The organism is uncultured Dysosmobacter sp. (assembly GCF_947631165.1).
Classification (GTDB): Bacteria; Bacillota; Clostridia; order Oscillospirales; family Oscillospiraceae; genus Oscillibacter.
In genome coordinates this window covers 19,154-34,858 of sequence record NZ_CANRKH010000005.1, presented here as the reverse complement: position 1 = coordinate 34,858, position 15,705 = coordinate 19,154, and the positions used below count along the sequence as shown (strand labels likewise).

Below are 15,705 nucleotides of genomic sequence, written 5' to 3'. Positions count from 1 at the left end.
CATTGTAACCGATTTATGGTGAAAAAACAATATTGCCCTTTTCCGGCAAAGCGTGTAAAGTAGAGGCAATGAGGAAACACCAAGGAGGAAGGACATGAATCACCAAAGCGGTATGCGGAACATGACCACGGGCAGTCCCGCCGGACATATCTTCTACTTTGCCCTGCCCCTGCTGGCAGGCAGCTTTCTGCAGCAGCTCTACAATATGGTGGACAGCTGGGTGGTGGGCCAGTACGTGGGCGACGGCGCTCTGGCCGCCGTGGGCGTGGGTTTTCCCGTGATCTTCATGTTCACATCATTATTTATGGGGCTTGCCAACGGCGGCACGGTGGTCATCGCCCAGTTTTACGGCGCGGGAAGGCTGGATCGGGTACGGGACGCGGTGGACACCATCTACACCGCCTTTGCGGCCTCTGCCATCCCCGTCACCGCGCTGGCGGTTGCCCTGGTAAAGCCCATTTTGTTTTTGATGCAGGTGGAAGAGGACGCCTATCACGAGGCGTGGCTCTACCTCATCGTGGTGTGCGCGGGCCTCATCGGCACCATCGGCTACAACCTGAACGCCGGCATCCTGGGCGGGCTTGGCAACAGCCGGACCACGCTGCTGTTTCTGGCCATCGCCGCCGGAATGAACATTTTTTTGGACCTGCTGCTGGTGCTGGCCTGCCACATGGGCGTGCTGGGCGTGGCTCTGGGAACCATCATCTCCCAGGCGTTTTCCTGGCTGTTCGGCCTGTTCTACATCAACCGCAGATATCCGGACATCGCCATCCGGCCCTTCTGCCGCCGGTTCGACAGGCGGCTGTTCCGGCAGATCATGGGCATCGGCCTGCCGGCGGGCATCCAGATGTCCCTGGTGGCCATCGGCGCCATGGCGGTGATGAGCAAGATCAACACCTACGGCAAGGAATTCACCGCCGCTTACAACGTGGGGTCCAAGCTGGATTCCCTGGCTTTCCTGCCGGTGCAGAGCCTCTCCAACGCCGTTACCTCCTTCGTGGGGCAGAACATCGGCGCCAAACGGCTGGACCGGGCCCGGCAAGGCATCCGCATCACGGTGGCCGCTTCGGTGGTCTGGTCGGCGGTGATGCTGGTGCTGATCCCCCTGGGACCGGCGCTGGTGGGCCTGTTCTCCGACACCCCCGCCGTCATCCAGTCCGGCTCCACCTACCTTCGGTGCATCATGCCCTTCTACTTCCTGTTCTCCGTCATGTTCTGCCTGAACAACGCCATGCGGGGCGCGGGGGACAGCCTGTTCCCCATGCTGGATGTGATCTTTTCCCTGATTTTGATCCGGGTCCCGGCGGTATACTGGTTTGCCGACCACTATGGGCCGGACTACATGTATTACGGCGTGGGCGTGGGCTGGATCGTGGGCTTCACGCTGTCGGTGGTCTACTACCTCTCCGGCCGGTGGAAACGGAAGGGAAGCCTGGCGGACGAGGGAAACGGCTGATGGGCGAACGGACGCCGGGGGAGGATGCCATTGGCTCCGTGCTGTAAAGAAAACGATATGACAAAAAATCCAACTTTTCAGGAGGGCGGTCAAGCCATGCGGCATGAATGCAAAATCACCGTACTGGAGACAAAGGTGTTTGCCGATTATCAAAAAAAATATCTTGCCGATCCGGAATCGGGTCCCTGTCCCTGCTTCAAGGCGGGCGACACATTCCTTCTGAAGCGAACAAGCGAACGCGATGATTTTTATCACTTGATGGATGGGAAATTCTGCGGCGAGGCGTGGGACGCCATCAGCAGATATGTTTACACGGCCCTTCAAGGCGGTTCCATCATGCACAGGTGGACAAACGATGAGCGGATGATGATCGCCTGCTGCAACGACGGAACCCGGCCTGTGATCTTTAAGATCGAGCGGATCGACATTCCCGAGACGGAAGAGGAAAAGCTGTGGCTCGAACGGCAGGATTTTAAAAACAGCGCGGAGGGCGCTTATACGGGATAATTGGGAAGGAGCCTCCCGCCCCCTTGTATTTTCCTGCCAGTTTCGGTATAATAAAAAATTACGATCACTGTTATTACCGGCCCTCTTTCATTCGGAGCGGCCGTCAAAAAGGAGAAGATCCCATGGAGAACAAGAAGTTTTATATTACAACCCCCATTTACTACCCCTCGGACAAGCTGCACATCGGCCACACCTACTGCACCGTGGCCACCGACGCTTTGGCCCGGTATCACCGGCTGAAGGGCGAAGAGGTCATGTTCCTTACCGGCACCGACGAGCACGGCCAGAAGATCGAGAACAAGGCCAAGGAGGCCGGCGTGACCCCCAAGGAGTTCGTGGACCGGATCGTGGAGGGCGAAGGCGGCGTGAAGGCGCTGTGGGAGCTGATGAACATCTCCAACGACCGCTTTATCCGCACCACCGACGATTATCACGTCTCCGCCGTGCAGAAGCTGTTCCGCAAGATGTATGACAAGGGCGATATCTACAAGGGGACCTACAAGGGCAAATACTGCACCCCCTGCGAGTCCTTCTGGACGGAAAGCCAGCTGAAGGACGGCTGCTGCCCCGACTGCGGCCGCCCTGTGGTGGACGCCGAGGAGGAGGCCTACTTCTTCCGCCTGAGCAAGTACGCCGACCGCATCCGGGACCTGCTGGAGAACACCGACTTCCTCCAGCCCCGCAGCCGGGTCAACGAGATGGTGAAGAACTTCATCGATCCCGGCCTGGAGGACCTGTGCGTCTCCCGCACCAGCTTCACCTGGGGCATTCCCGTGGACTTTGACCCCAAACACGTGGTCTATGTCTGGCTGGACGCCCTGACCAACTATATCACCGCCCTGGGCTACTGCAACGACCGCTACGACGACTACGACAAGGGCTGGTGGCCCGGCGTCAATATCGTGGGCAAGGAGATCGTGCGGTTCCACTCCATCATCTGGCCCGCCATGCTCATGAGCCTGGGCGAGCCCCTGCCCAAGCATGTGTTCGGCCACGGCTGGCTGCTGCTGGACGGCGGCAAGATGAGCAAGTCCAAGGGCAACGTGGTGGACCCCTACATTCTAGCGGAGAAGTTCGGCGTGGACGCACTGCGGTTCTTCCTGATGCGGACCTTCCCCTTCGGCAGCGACGGCAACTTCTCCAATGAGCTGCTGATCCAGACCATCAACACGGACCTTGCCAACGACCTGGGCAACCTGGTGAGCCGCACCACCGCCATGGCGGGCAAGTACTTCGGCGGCACGCTGCCGGAGGGCTGCGGGACCTGGGAAGCGCCGGAGGACTGTGATAAGGACCTGACCGCCCTGGCCTCCGGCCTGCGTGACCGCTATGAGGACGCTATGGAGCAGTTCGCCCCCCACAAGGCGCTGGATGAAGTGTTCAAGGTCATCCAGCGGGCCAACAAGTATATCGATGAGACCGCGCCCTGGGCGCTGGCCAAGGATATGGACGCCAACGGCAGGCGTCTGGCCCATGTGCTGTACAACCTGCTGGAGGCGACCCGCATCTGCGGCATCCTGCTGAGTCCCTTCATGCCGGAGAGCATGGAGAAGCTGTTTGCCCAGACCGGCGCTCCCGCCGAGGGCCGGACTTGGGACAGCGCCGCCCAATGGGGCGCCCTGCCGGAGACAGTCTCCGTCACCAAGGGCGAGAACCTGTTCCCCCGCATCGACATGGAAAAGGCCATCGCCGAGCTGGAAGCTGCCGCCGCAGCCGCCAAAAAGGCCGCGCTGCCCGCCGTGGAGGTGGAGCCGCAGTTGACGGAGAAGGTGGACTTTGACACCTTCTGCAAGAGCGACTTCCGGGCCGTGAAGGTCAAGGCCTGCGAGGCTGTAAAAAAGAGCGCCAAGCTGCTGAAGTTCACCCTGGACGACGGCACCGGCGTGGACCGGCAGATCCTCTCCGGCATCCACGCCTGGTATGAGCCGGAGGACCTGGTGGGCAAGACCCTGATCGCCATCGTGAACCTGCCGCCCCGGAAGATGATGGGCCTGGAGAGCAACGGGATGCTGATCTCCGCCGTCCACACCGAGAAGGGCGAGGAGTGCCTGCACCTCATCATGGTGGACGACGCCATCCCGGCGGGGGCAAAGCTGTGCTGACACGCTTCAAGGGGGAGCAGGCTCCCCCTTGAGAATCCCCCACCACCAGTGACGCCGGTCACTGGTGAACGCCGCCCAGGGCGGCTGGACCGCGGTATGTTCGGCAGGCACATGTCCTGCCGAACATAATTGAAATTTCTTCTTTCGCCGACGGCGAAAGATCTGGGGAAACCGCAGTTTTCCCCTAGCCCCCTTTTTTTACGCCTGCGGACGCGGATTATTCTGCAATTCCTAATTCCTAATTTTCGAGGTTTCCTTATGCGGTTGCAAAGCGCGATTTTTGATATGGACGGGACCCTGCTGGACTCCATGCATATCTGGACCGGCCTGGGGCCTGACATGCTCCGGTCCATGGGCATCCAGCCGGCGCCGGATCTGGCGGACCGGCTCATGGTGATGACCCTCCGGGAGGGGGCGCAGCTCTGCCGGGAGGAATACGGCCTCTCCCTGTCCGTGGACGAGATCATCCGGCGGATCGAGGACCAGGTCCGGGATTTCTACGAAAACCGGGTCCAGCCCAAGCCCGGCGTGCAGAAATTCCTGTCCCTGCTGAAAATGGAGGGCGTGTGGATGTATGTGGCCACCAACACCGACCGCCATCTGGCGGAGGCGGCGCTGCGCCACGCCGGCATCGACGGATATTTCCGGGGCCTGCTGACCTGCGCCGAGGTGGGCGCGGGGAAAAACAGCAGTCCGGAAATCTACGAGCGGGCCATGCGGCGGCTGCGCTCCACCAAGAAGGACACCGTGATTTTTGAGGACGCCGTCCACGCTGTCCGCACCGCCAAAAAGGCGGGCTTCCGGGTCTGCGGCGTCTACGACCCGTCGGCGGAGGCGGACCAGGCGGAGATCCAGGCTTTGTCGGACTACTATATCCGCTCCTTTGAGGAAATGTTCGAGACCCGCACATTGGAGCAAGAAAAAACCTGACGGCGTTTGGGAGGGACTGGGAAGTCCCTCCCAAGTTTTCTCCTGATGGTGATTTGAGTGCGCCGCTTCAAAGCCTGCCCATCTGCGCAGCGCACAGAAAAAGGCCCGGAGGATCTGCAAAAACGCGATCTCCGGGCGAAGGCGGGTCGATGAAATTTTTGCGGCGCTTTGCGCCGGTCAACGGCGGGCCGGCGGTCTCCCCGATAAATGGAAGGTTGTCAAGGTGAGTGATATTCGATCCATTTTCCATCTTTTAGAATTTCAAACTTTCCCCATATAGGTGTTCCTGCATCTCTTCCCTTAACTCTTACAGGTAAAAATGTGTCATGTTGACAATGCGGTAATGGGTCGCCTATTTCATGCCAACCATTTTCATCAATTTCATTTTCCCAATCTTCCAATGCATCAGATAATTCGTCATAGTAGTAGTCAAAAGAACTTTGCATTGCATCTTTTGAACAATAAAGAAATACAAATGTTCCCTCATTTGCAGTTTCATATATCATAACCCTATAAGCCACATCTTTTTTATTGCAAATATAGGGCTTTTTCAGATATGCCCATTTTCTCAACGCTCTTATCCTCCATAAAATGCCGATTTGTCTCTCGGTTGCTTGACTCAAGTATATCATGTTTTCCAATGATTTTCTATGTATTGCGGAATAGCAGGACCGCTATCAATCAAATTCTTGCGTGTTGCTTTGCCGCACATGCGCATTTGCGCCGGGAGTTGGCCCGCCCCTGTCGGCCCAACTAAAAAGGCAGCGGAAAGGGCGGCGCTTCCTCACGGAGCGCGGCGTTCCGCCGTCAGTTTTTTCAGTCCGCTGTAACGAAACGCCCATCAAAGGGATATATAAGGCGAAAGGAGGGGAGGACCATGGATGACATGAGCGATATCTACCGGCAGCACGCCCAGACCGTCTATAAATTCCTCCTCTCCCAGTGCCGCGACCCGGACCTGGCGGAGGAGCTGACTCAGGAGACCTTTTACCAGGCGGTGCGGTCCATCGGCCGGTTCGACGGCAGCTGCAAGGTGTCCGTCTGGCTGTGCCAGATCGCCAAGCACCTGTGGTACCGGCACCTGCGGAAACACCAGAGAGAGGCCCCCATGCCGGAACAGCCCCCAGAGGTCCCCACCCCCTCGGCGGAAGAGGGGCTTCTGGAGCGGGAGGGACGGACGGCGCTGCTGCGGCAGATCCACGACCTGGCTCCCGACGCCCGGGAAGTGGTGTATCTCCGGGCCTTCGGCGGATTGAGCTTCCGGGAGATCGGGGATGTGATGGGCCGGACAGAGACCTGGGCCAGAGTGACCTTTTACCGGAGCAAGGAAAAACTGCGGAACGGAGGGACCAGTGATGAAAAATGATCTGACCTGCGGGATTGTGCGGGATTTACTGCCATCCTATGTGGAGGGCCTGACTTCGGAGGAAACCAATCAGGCGGTGGAGGCCCATCTGGCGGTCTGCCCGGACTGTATGGCCCGGAAGCGGGCCATGACCGCGCTGGAGAAGGCGGCGGAGCGGGCGGAGACCGCCAAAGAGGTGGACTATCTGAAAAAGGTGGAGCGGCGGCGGTGGAAATGGGCCGTGGGCGCCGTGCTCTGCACCCTGGCGCTGGTGGCGGCAGGCATTGCCGTCAAGCTGTTCCTCATCGGCGAACCGGCCAGCGCGGCGGGGATGGCCTGGCAGATCCATGAGGCCCGGGATGGAACCTATCTGCAGCTGCGGATCGACGCGGTGGAATCCGCCATGGCCTACCGCAACTGGAAGCTCCGGGAAGAGGACGGCGTGATGACCATCACCGCCCGGAAATCCCTTGTGTCGCCTCTGGGAGCCGACGGCTCCTATGAGACGAAGCTGAAAACGGACGGACTGCGGGAGATCTGGCTGGCGGAACGGCTGATCTGGCAGGACGGCGTGAGCATTTCCAGAGAGGCCTGGGACCTGTATCAGGTGAAAACGCCCTATGTGGGGGACGCACCCGCCTTGGGGCGGATCGCGGAGACTCTGGGCGTCCGCCTGAAGCTGGGCAACTATATCAACAGCCTCCACACCTCGGAGCGGCCCTATGACTGGACGCTGGAATTCTCGGCCCCCATGACGGACGCGCGGGCCGGCCGCATGAACTTCAGCATGACGCCCCAGGCGGTCATCATGCTGGCGCTGGTGGAAAATCTGGACCAGGTCACCTGGACCTATACGGATACCGCCGGCAGCTTCCACAGCCGGACCGTCACGGCGGAGGACGCCGTGGACCTGCTGCGGGAGCAGATATCCTACTATGCGAGCGAGGAGGAGGCCGCGTCCTGCGGCGCGGTCCTGCTGGACAGCGTGAAGGACTACGCCGCGTCCCCGGCGGACCTCCAGCGGCTTCTGACCACGATCTGCTACGATCCGATCAATTATAGTTGACACACTTGAAAAGATTTTCAAACCATCGGCGCATGTGCCGATGGTGGCCGCAAAGCGGCCTAAGTGTCTTCTTCATAGTCAACGCGCACGGGCTTTGCCCGTCCAGCGGGTATGGCCGCTGGTTGAAAATCTGCTTTTGCTGATTCTCAAAGGCGTTGACTATATTGAGACTTATCACGCAGCAAGGCCCCCGGCGAAAGCCGGGGGCCTTTGATCGTTTCGATTATTCCTCCACCTCTTCCAGCCGGTGCAGGTGGGGGCTGGCGGTGCAGCTCTGCTCGGGAGCGGCCTCCTTGAACTTCTGAACGTTCATGGCGCTCTGCTTTACCGGCTGGATGGTGCCGGCTCCCGCTACGCAGCCGCCGGGGCAGGCCATGCCCTCCAGCAGATAGCCATTGCGCTTGCCGGCCTTGGCCATGGTCAGCATCTTCCGGCACTCCCGCAGGCCGTCGCCGTACTCCACCTGGATCTCACGGTCCGGGTCGATGTGCTTGATAGCCTCCACCACGGCGGCAGCCACGCCGCCGCCCACGGCGAAGCCCCGGCCCAGGCCGGTGCCCTCGTCCATGTCGTCGGCGGGATCGGCCTCGATCTTGGAAAAGTCGATCTCCTTGGCGTCGAACATGCCCAGCAGCTCCTCGAAGGTCAGCACGAAGTCCACGTCGGACCGGACGGTGCGGCGGTTGGCCTCCAGCTTCTTGGCGGCGCAGGGCCCCACGAACACGATGCGGGCGTTGGGGTGGTCCTTCTTCACCATGCGGGCGGTGATGACCATCGGCGTCAGGGCCATGGAGATGTTGTCCTTGAATTCCGGGAACATGGTCTTGGCCATCATGGACCAGGCGGGGCAGCAGCTGGTGCCCATCCAGTCCAGCTTCTCCGGCACCTCTTTCAGGAAGTCGTTGGCCTCCTCCACCGTGCACAGGTCCGCGCCGATGGCCACCTCCACCACGTCGGCAAAGCCCAGGGTCCGCATGGCGGCCTTCAGCTTGGCAGGGGTCGCCTCCTTGCCGAACTGGCCCACGAATGCGGGAGCCACGCAGGCGATGACCTCCTCGCCCCGGCGGATGGCAGTGATGATCTGAAAGATCTGGCTCTTGTCGGCGATGGCGCCGAAGGGGCAGTTCACCAGGCACATGCCGCAGGAAACGCACTTATCATAGTTGATCTTGGCCCGGCCCCGCTCGTCGGATTCGATGGCGTTCATGCCGCAGGCGGCGGCGCAGGGGCGCTCGATGTAGCTGATGGCCCGGTAGGGGCACTGGTTGAAGCACTTGCCGCACTTGATGCACTTGTCCTGATTAATGTGGCAGTGCTTGTCCTTATCCAAATAAATGGCGTCCTTGGGGCAGACGTTCATGCAGGGATGGGACAGGCAGCCCTGGCAGCTGTCCGTGATGCGGATCTGCTTGGGTGGGCAGGCGTTGCAGGCGGAATGGATCACGTTGACCAGGGGATTTTCAAAATATTTCTGGTCGGTGACCGCCTCGTCGATATGGGTGCTCAGGTGTCCGCCGATATCGATGTTCATGCCAAGGGCCAGCCGGACCCGGGCGATGATGACCGCCCGCTCCAAATACACGTCATGGCGGTATTTGGCTTCGTCGCCGGGGACCAGCTTATAGGGGATCAGATCCACCTTGTCCCGGTCGCCATCCTCATACTCATAGGCCAGACGGGCCACTTCGGTAAATACGCCGCGGCGGATATCGTCCACCGCGCTGTGTACACCTCTCATATGTTTTTCCTCCATCTGTCGGCCGGACAGCCGCGTTCCGTCCCGGCCAGCGTTTTTCCCTCTTTCCGCGCAAACCCGGCGCGGCCCGTTCACATTATATAGGACCATAGGGTCTTTTGCAAGCGCCTGTTTTGGGATATCCGGGGAATTTCTGGATATTAGCGCCCCTTTTACCAAGTGTTTCAGGCGGTTTTCAGCTTCCACCGGTACGCTGGCGGGAGAAGCGGGAGGACTGGCGTTCCTGCGCCGATGGGGCGGACAGAAACAAATTGCCTTCCAATTTGCAACGGCGGCCATGGTGTGGTATACTAAGGAATACATATCCTGCGGCGCCCCGCCGGGCTACCGCTGACAGGAGGACATTTCCTATGACCTGGCAAGAAAGAAGGACCATCACCATCCTCAGCACGATCCTGGCGGTGCTGTGCGCCGCGCTGCTGATCGTGCTGGGTATGCGATACCGGGAGAACCGGGACCAGCCGGAGACGCCGGACGGCACCGTTCCCGGCATCACCGCCGGAGACGCCGCTTCCATCACCGCGCTGACCTATGAGAACGGCAAAACGACCCTGTCCTTCTCTCTGGATGAGGCAGGGAAGTGGACCTGGGACGGCGACCCGGAGTTCCCCCTGGACACCGCCACAGTAGACGCCATTCTGGAGCTGCTGGTCTCCTGGACGCCTCAGCAGACTGTCACCGACAGCGACGCCATCGCCAACAGCGGCATGGACGCACCCACCGCCTCCCTCACCGCTTCCACTGAGAGCGGCAGCGCCATCACCATGACGCTGGGGCGGGCCACCACCGACGGCAACAGCTACTACATGCAGCTCAATGACCAGGAGGACACGGTGTATATCATCCCGGATACCCTGTACCGGCTGATGTGCGTCCCCATTTACGACATGTACATCCTGCCGGAGCTGCCGGAACTGACGGAGAACACCATCGCCTCCATCGTCATCCGGGGCGCTGCCGCCGGCGAGGACAGCCTGCCCGTCATCACCTCCCTCTCCGCCCAGCGGACGGAGGAGGGCGGCGCCGCCACCTGGCGCTGCGACGGCGCCAATGTCACCGACGACGAGACGGTCCAGGCCCTGCTGGATGATCTCAGCGGCATGGCTTTTGAAAAATGCGTGGATTACCGGCCCTCTGACGAGGCGGCGGAGATCTGCGGCTTCACCTCTCCCGCCGCCACCGTGGATATCCGCTATCTCACCGAGGGCGGCACAGAGCAAACGCTGCTGCTGACCATCGGGACCCAGGCGGCCGACGGTACAGGCCGCTACGTGCGGATGGACGAGGACAGCACCATCTATCTGCTGCCCACCGCATCGCTGGACCCGCTGATGCGGATATCTGCCAAGGGCCTGGAGGGCTGAACATCTGAAAGGAGGATCTCTTATGCGCGTACTGGTGGTGGAGGATGAAACACGGCTGGCTTCCACACTGCAGGACCTGCTGGAGCTGAACGGCTATACCGCCGACGTCTGCCACGACGGCGAGGCGGGACTGGACAACGCCGCCACAGGCATCTACGACGTGGTGATCCTGGATGTGATGCTGCCCAAAATGGACGGCTTTACCGTGCTGCGCCGCCTGCGGCAGGAGAAAAACGCCACGCCGGTGCTGCTGCTCACCGCCCGGTCGGAGGTATCGGACCGTGTGGAGGGGCTGGACCTGGGGGCGGACTACTACCTGACCAAGCCCTTTGAGCCAAAGGAGCTGCTGGCCTGCGTCCGGGCGCTGACCCGGCGGCAGCCGGAGCTGCGGGACGCCGACGCCCTGTCCTACGGCGACCTGAAGCTGGACCGAGCCTCCTTCGCCCTGTCCTGCGGGGACCGCTCCGTCCGCCTCAGCCGCAAGGAATTCGATATGATGGAGCTGCTGATGCGGAACCGGGAGATGGTCATCACCAAGGAGAGCCTGCTGGTAAAGATCTGGGGCTATGAGTCCGACGCCGAGGACAACAACGTGGAGGTCTATATCTCCTTCCTCCGCCGGAAGCTGGCCCATCTGCGGTCCCAGGTGCGGATCAAAACCATCCGTATGGTCGGTTACTGTCTGGAAAGCCAGGAAAGTTGACCGATTTTCGTACTTTTTCCACATTTTCCACAGACTTTTCGACAAGGGGGAACGCTTGTCATGATCCGAAAACTGCGGCTGAAGCTGGTGGCCATCTGCATGGCCATGGTCACCGCCGTGCTGGCGGCGGTGTTCCTGTCCGTCTTTTTCGCCATGCGGCGGAACGTGGAGGACCTGAGCCGCCAGCTCCTGCATCAGGTGGCCCAGGAGAGCGGCTATACCCTGGGCGGGCAGCCCAGCGTGGGCATCGCCATCGACGGCGACCAGACCATCCTGCTGCCCTACTTCACCGTCAATGTCTATCCCCGGGGCGGCGCCTATCTGGCCGACGTCACCGGCGGCACCTATTCCAATCTGGACGACAGTGCGGAGCTGACCGCCATTTTGCAGGACTGCCTCAGCCAGCCGGAGACAGAGGGCTTCATTCAGGACTACCACCTGCGCTATCTGCGGCAGGATAAGGGCCTGTACATCCGTCTGGCCTTTGTGGACGCCTCCATGGAACGGGCGGTGCTGCGGGAGATGATGGGCAGTTATCTCATCATCGGCGCGGCGGCGCTGCTCCTGCTGCTGGGGGTCTCCGTCCTGCTCTCCCGATGGGCGACCCGGCCGGTGGAAAGGGCTTGGCGGCAGCAGCGGCAGTTTTTGTCCGACGCCTCCCACGAGCTGAAAACGCCTTTGACGGTCATCCTCTCCAACGCGGAGCTACTGGAGGCCGCGTCCCTGGCGGACAGGCCCGCCCGGTGGGCGGACAACATCCACTCCGAGGCCCAGCAGATGAAATCCCTGGTGGAAGAAATGCTGACCCTGGCCCGGGCGGACAATATGGTCCGCACCGCCGTCCTCAGCGAGCTATCCCTCTCGGACGTAGTGACCGACTGTGCCCTGGCCTTCGAGCCGGTGGCCTTTGAGGCAGGCAAGCCCCTGCTGGAGCGGATCGAGCCGGACGTCCTGGTGGCCGGCGACCGGGACAAGCTGCGGCAGCTGGCGGGCATCCTGCTGGACAACGCCATCAAATACGGCGCCCCCGGCGGGGCCGTGACACTGACTTTGGAGAAAACGGACCGGCAGGCCCGTCTGGTGGTGGCCAATCCCGGCGCGCCTATACCGCCGGAGCAGCTCTCCCGGCTGTTCGAGCGGTTTTACCGGGCGGACGGTTCCCGAGGGGAGCAATCCGGCTTCGGTCTGGGGCTGCCTATTGCCAAGGTCATCGCCGGGGAACATCAGGGAACGCTGCGGGCAGAGAGCGACGCAGCTTCCACCCGGTTCATTTTTACCATGCCGCTGAAGAAATGACCGCCGGACGGGTCTGTCTCACCCGTCCGGCTTTTCGTAGTGTGCAATTCCACAAAATGGTTTATCGGCAGCTGTTTTGTAAGAAACTTGTAAGATTTTTGTCAGGAAGCCTGTAAGATTTGCCCGGTATCCTGAACATGCTCAAGGGGGAACGCTCATGAACGAATGCATCCTGGTGGTGGATGACGACCCCGAGATCGTCGGCGCCATCGCCATAACCCTGGAACGGGAGGGCTATCAGGTCCGCCGGGCCTACAACGGCTTGGAGGCTCTGGATCACGCCCTGGACCCGGCGGTGCGGCTGATCCTGATCGACGTGATGATGCCCAAGCTGGACGGCCTGTCCGCCCTGATCCGCATCCGGGAGAAGCGGAACCTGCCCATCATCGTCCTCTCCGCCAAAAGCGAGGACACGGACAAGGTCCTGGGCCTTTCCATGGGGGCGGACGACTACGTCACCAAGCCCTACAATCCCCAGGAGCTGACGGCCCGGGTACGGAGCCAGCTGCGGCGGTATACGTCCCTGGGAGACATCCACGCCGAGGGCCGGGGCCGCCTGATCGTCAATGGGCGGCTGACCTATGACCCAGACAGCCTGACCCTGCGGGCGGACGGAGATCCGGTGAGGCTGACCCCCACAGAGACCCGGATCGTGGACCTGCTGATGCGGAATCCCGGCCGGATCTTTCCGGCGGAGGAGCTTTACCGCCGGGTGTGGAACGAGGATGCCTACGCCTGCGAGAACACGGTGATGGTCCATATCCGCCGCATTCGGGAAAAGATCGAGCTGAATCCCAAGGAGCCAGATTACATCAAGGTGGTGTGGGGTATTGGATACAAAATGGAACAGCATGGATGACAAGCCGGAGGCCCTGGAGCAGGCCGTAGGAGGCATGGTCCAGGACGCGGTAAAAACCGGAAACACTGCGATCCGCGGGGGCGGCCATCCGAAAAGGGCGCAGCAAACCAAGGCCGCGGCCGGCTTTCTGGCCTTCTTTCTGGGCTTGAGCCTGGTGCTGAGCAGCCTGGGGGCCATGGCGGGGCGGCTGGCCTGGGAACGGGGCGCCGGCGAATGGTGGAAGGACGACTGGCAGGAAACAGAGGCTTTCCGCGCGGAGACCGCCGCCTATCTGCGGGAGTTTTTGACCCTGGCGGCGGGGGGACGGCTGGACTGGTATGACACGGAGGTGGTGCGGGAGGCCGTCAGCGGCACCGCCGCTTCTTTATACGCAGAGGTCGCCTACGTGGATACCCCGGTCCGTTACGAGCCGGAAGCCGACAAGCCGGGGAATGAGGACTTCTATTACCGCAGTGACAAAAACGTGCTGTATAGGGTCTCCTGCTACGGGGTCCTCAAATACAGCAACCTAGACAGCGGCCAGCAGCTCGGCAGCTATGACGACCTGCCGGAAGGCTACAACTTCTTTTTGGCCTTCCGCCCCGAGCAGGGGGGAACGGTCTCCATCTGGAAGGACGGCGCGGAGGTGGATGTGTACGGCGGCGGCATCCTGACCGGGGAGTCCGACTGGTTCGTTCCCGGCTATGAAAACTTCCCGGCGGGAGAAGATGTACGGGGCGTGACAATCTGCATGGCCGTCCGGGAGACGCCGGTGCTGTATTACCAGAGGGACTACGCCGACGGCGGCTACACCCAGGGCAGCCGGATGTACTATGTCTGCCAGAGCCTTCAGGAGGGCCGGGGATTTTACTTCCGGCAGGCGGCGCTGCTGGGTCTGGGGCTGCTCCTGCTGGCGGTATGGTTCATACTCCGCCGGGAAAAGCGGTTGGCGGATCAAAAGATCGCCTCCTGGACCATCCATGTGTGGACGGAGCTGCGGTTCCTGGCGGTGGTACTGCCGCTGGCGGCACTGCTGACAGCGAGAGGCTGGAACGTCTTTCGGGACATCTGGTGGTCCTTCTCCTACTCCTATGTGGAGATCGAGGAGCTGGCCTACTGGCTTCCAGAGCTGGTCAGGAGCCTGGCAGCCGGTCTGGAAAACACCGGCGCGCTGCTGTGCCTGGTGTGGGCGGTGTGGCTCATCCACAACGACCACCGGTACAATCCCAGGGAAAAGCGGCGGAACCTCTGGCGCTTCATCTCCGTCCGCCTTCCCAAATATCCCTTCCAAAAGCGGATGAACCGGCTGAACCTTGCCGCTGCCGTTCTGGTCTGCGTGCTCCCTGTAACGGGGGTCCTCTCGGCGATCAGCATGGGCCTTTCTCCGCTGCACTGGCTGTTCTGGCTCATGGCGGCGGTCCCGGGCATCGCCGCCGCGGCGCTTCTGCTGATCTTGCGGAAGCACGCGGCTCTGGCCCGGGACGTCGGGCGGCTCTCCGGCCAGGTGGAATCCATCCGAAACGGCGATCTGACCACGCCGCTGGACCTGCCGGAGGACGCCGATCTGCGTCAGACGGCGGAATCCCTGAACGACATCCAGGCCGGCATGCACAAGGCGCTGGAGGAGCAGACCCGCAGCGAGCGGATGAAGGTGGAGCTGATCTCCAACGTGTCCCACGACCTGAAAACGCCTTTGACCTCCATTCTCTCCTACGCGGAGCTGCTGCGGCAGGAGCCGCTGGAGGGGGCGGCAGCGGACTACGCCCGCATCATTGACGAAAAGGCCCAGCGGCTGAAGGCGATGGTGCAGGATGTGTTCGAGGTCAGTAAGGCCGCGGCGGACCAGCTGCCTGTGCAGCTGGAACGGCTGGATCTCGCCAAGCTGCTGCGGCAGACCCTGGCGGACATGGACGGCCCCATACAAGCCAGCCGCCTGACCTTCAAGCTGGACCTGCCGGAGGACCCGGTGATGATCGTGGCCGACGGCAAGCGGCTGTACCGGGTATTCCAGAATCTCATCCAAAACGCCCTGCAATACGCCCTGGAGGGCAGCCGGGTCTATCTCTCCCTGAAAACCGGGGCGGGAAGGGCAGAGGCCAGCCTCCGCAACACCTCCCGCAGCGAGCTGCCGGAGGGCGTGGATTTCACCGCCCGGTTCGTCCGGGGAGACGAGAGCCGCACCGGCGGCGGCAGCGGTCTGGGATTGAGCATTGCCAGCAGCTTCACCGAGGCCTGCGGCGGAGAGTTCCGCGTGGAAACCGTAGCGGACCTGTTCACCGCCGTAGTGACCTTCCCGCTGGCGGGGGAGTGAGGAGCCGCACCGGCGGACAGGGCCGGGGCAG

At 61.6% G+C, this 15,705-nt stretch carries 13 protein-coding genes; 11 read left to right on the top strand and 2 right to left on the bottom strand.

The window, feature by feature from the left end:
- Positions 1–94: 94 nt before the first annotated feature.
- The 4 genes from Q0Z69_RS03980 (at position 95) to Q0Z69_RS03965 (ending at position 4,995) form a co-directional block, all read left to right on the top strand.
- The gene (locus Q0Z69_RS03980) at positions 95–1,456 is read left to right on the top strand and encodes an MATE family efflux transporter (RefSeq protein WP_298029926.1); all 1,362 of its coding nucleotides are present in this window, start codon (positions 95–97) and stop codon (positions 1,454–1,456) included.
- Positions 1,457–1,552: 96 nt separating this feature from the next.
- On the top strand, positions 1,553–1,963 hold the full coding sequence (locus tag Q0Z69_RS03975; protein WP_298029925.1) for a TIGR04076 family protein: 411 nt from the start codon (positions 1,553–1,555) through the stop codon (positions 1,961–1,963).
- Between the two features lie 122 nt (positions 1,964–2,085).
- Positions 2,086–4,065 (top strand): methionine--tRNA ligase, encoded by a 1,980-nt coding sequence (gene metG / locus Q0Z69_RS03970; protein ID WP_298029924.1) that lies wholly within the window; start codon positions 2,086–2,088, stop codon positions 4,063–4,065.
- A gap of 258 nt (positions 4,066–4,323) precedes the next feature.
- Positions 4,324–4,995, top strand: a complete 672-nt coding sequence (locus tag Q0Z69_RS03965; RefSeq protein ID WP_298029923.1) for an HAD family phosphatase — start codon at positions 4,324–4,326, stop codon at positions 4,993–4,995.
- A gap of 218 nt (positions 4,996–5,213) precedes the next feature.
- Here Q0Z69_RS03965 and Q0Z69_RS03960 read toward each other — a convergent pair whose 3' ends face one another.
- Entirely contained in the window at positions 5,214–5,567 is a 354-nt protein-coding gene (locus Q0Z69_RS03960) for a hypothetical protein (RefSeq protein WP_298029922.1), read from the bottom strand.
- Between the two features lie 305 nt (positions 5,568–5,872).
- Here Q0Z69_RS03960 and Q0Z69_RS03955 point away from each other — a divergent pair, with 305 nt between their 5' ends.
- Together Q0Z69_RS03955 and Q0Z69_RS03950 are read left to right on the top strand one after the other, a co-directional pair.
- A complete protein-coding gene (locus tag Q0Z69_RS03955; RefSeq protein ID WP_298029921.1) occupies positions 5,873–6,361 on the top strand; it encodes an RNA polymerase sigma factor in 489 nt (162 codons plus the stop codon).
- Positions 6,351–7,406, top strand: coding sequence for a DUF4825 domain-containing protein (locus Q0Z69_RS03950; RefSeq protein WP_298029920.1), 1,056 nt, complete (start codon positions 6,351–6,353; stop codon positions 7,404–7,406). The genes Q0Z69_RS03955 and Q0Z69_RS03950 overlap by 11 nt, the downstream gene beginning before the upstream one ends.
- A 223-nt stretch (positions 7,407–7,629) precedes the next feature.
- Here the strand turns inward: Q0Z69_RS03950 and Q0Z69_RS03945 are convergent, their stop codons facing one another.
- On the bottom strand, positions 7,630–9,144 hold the full coding sequence (locus Q0Z69_RS03945) for a 4Fe-4S dicluster domain-containing protein (protein ID WP_298029919.1): 1,515 nt from the start codon (positions 9,142–9,144) through the stop codon (positions 7,630–7,632).
- A 368-nt stretch (positions 9,145–9,512) separates the two neighbouring features.
- On the opposite strand from Q0Z69_RS03945, the gene Q0Z69_RS03940 reads away from it, so the two are divergent.
- From Q0Z69_RS03940 to Q0Z69_RS03920, 5 genes are all read left to right on the top strand, one after another.
- The gene (locus tag Q0Z69_RS03940; RefSeq protein WP_298029918.1) at positions 9,513–10,526 is read left to right on the top strand and encodes a DUF4340 domain-containing protein; all 1,014 of its coding nucleotides are present in this window, start codon (positions 9,513–9,515) and stop codon (positions 10,524–10,526) included.
- A 22-nt stretch (positions 10,527–10,548) separates the two neighbouring features.
- Positions 10,549–11,229, top strand: a complete 681-nt coding sequence (locus tag Q0Z69_RS03935; RefSeq protein ID WP_298029917.1) for a response regulator transcription factor — start codon at positions 10,549–10,551, stop codon at positions 11,227–11,229.
- Positions 11,230–11,289: 60 nt separating this feature from the next.
- Positions 11,290–12,525 (top strand): cell wall metabolism sensor histidine kinase WalK, encoded by a 1,236-nt coding sequence (locus Q0Z69_RS03930; protein WP_298029916.1) that lies wholly within the window; start codon positions 11,290–11,292, stop codon positions 12,523–12,525.
- A gap of 157 nt (positions 12,526–12,682) precedes the next feature.
- On the top strand, positions 12,683–13,384 hold the full coding sequence (locus tag Q0Z69_RS03925; protein WP_298029915.1) for a response regulator transcription factor: 702 nt from the start codon (positions 12,683–12,685) through the stop codon (positions 13,382–13,384).
- Positions 13,356–15,674, top strand: coding sequence for a HAMP domain-containing sensor histidine kinase (locus Q0Z69_RS03920; protein WP_298029914.1), 2,319 nt, complete (start codon positions 13,356–13,358; stop codon positions 15,672–15,674). The genes Q0Z69_RS03925 and Q0Z69_RS03920 overlap by 29 nt, the downstream gene beginning before the upstream one ends.
- The last annotated feature ends 31 nt before the right edge of the window (positions 15,675–15,705 follow it).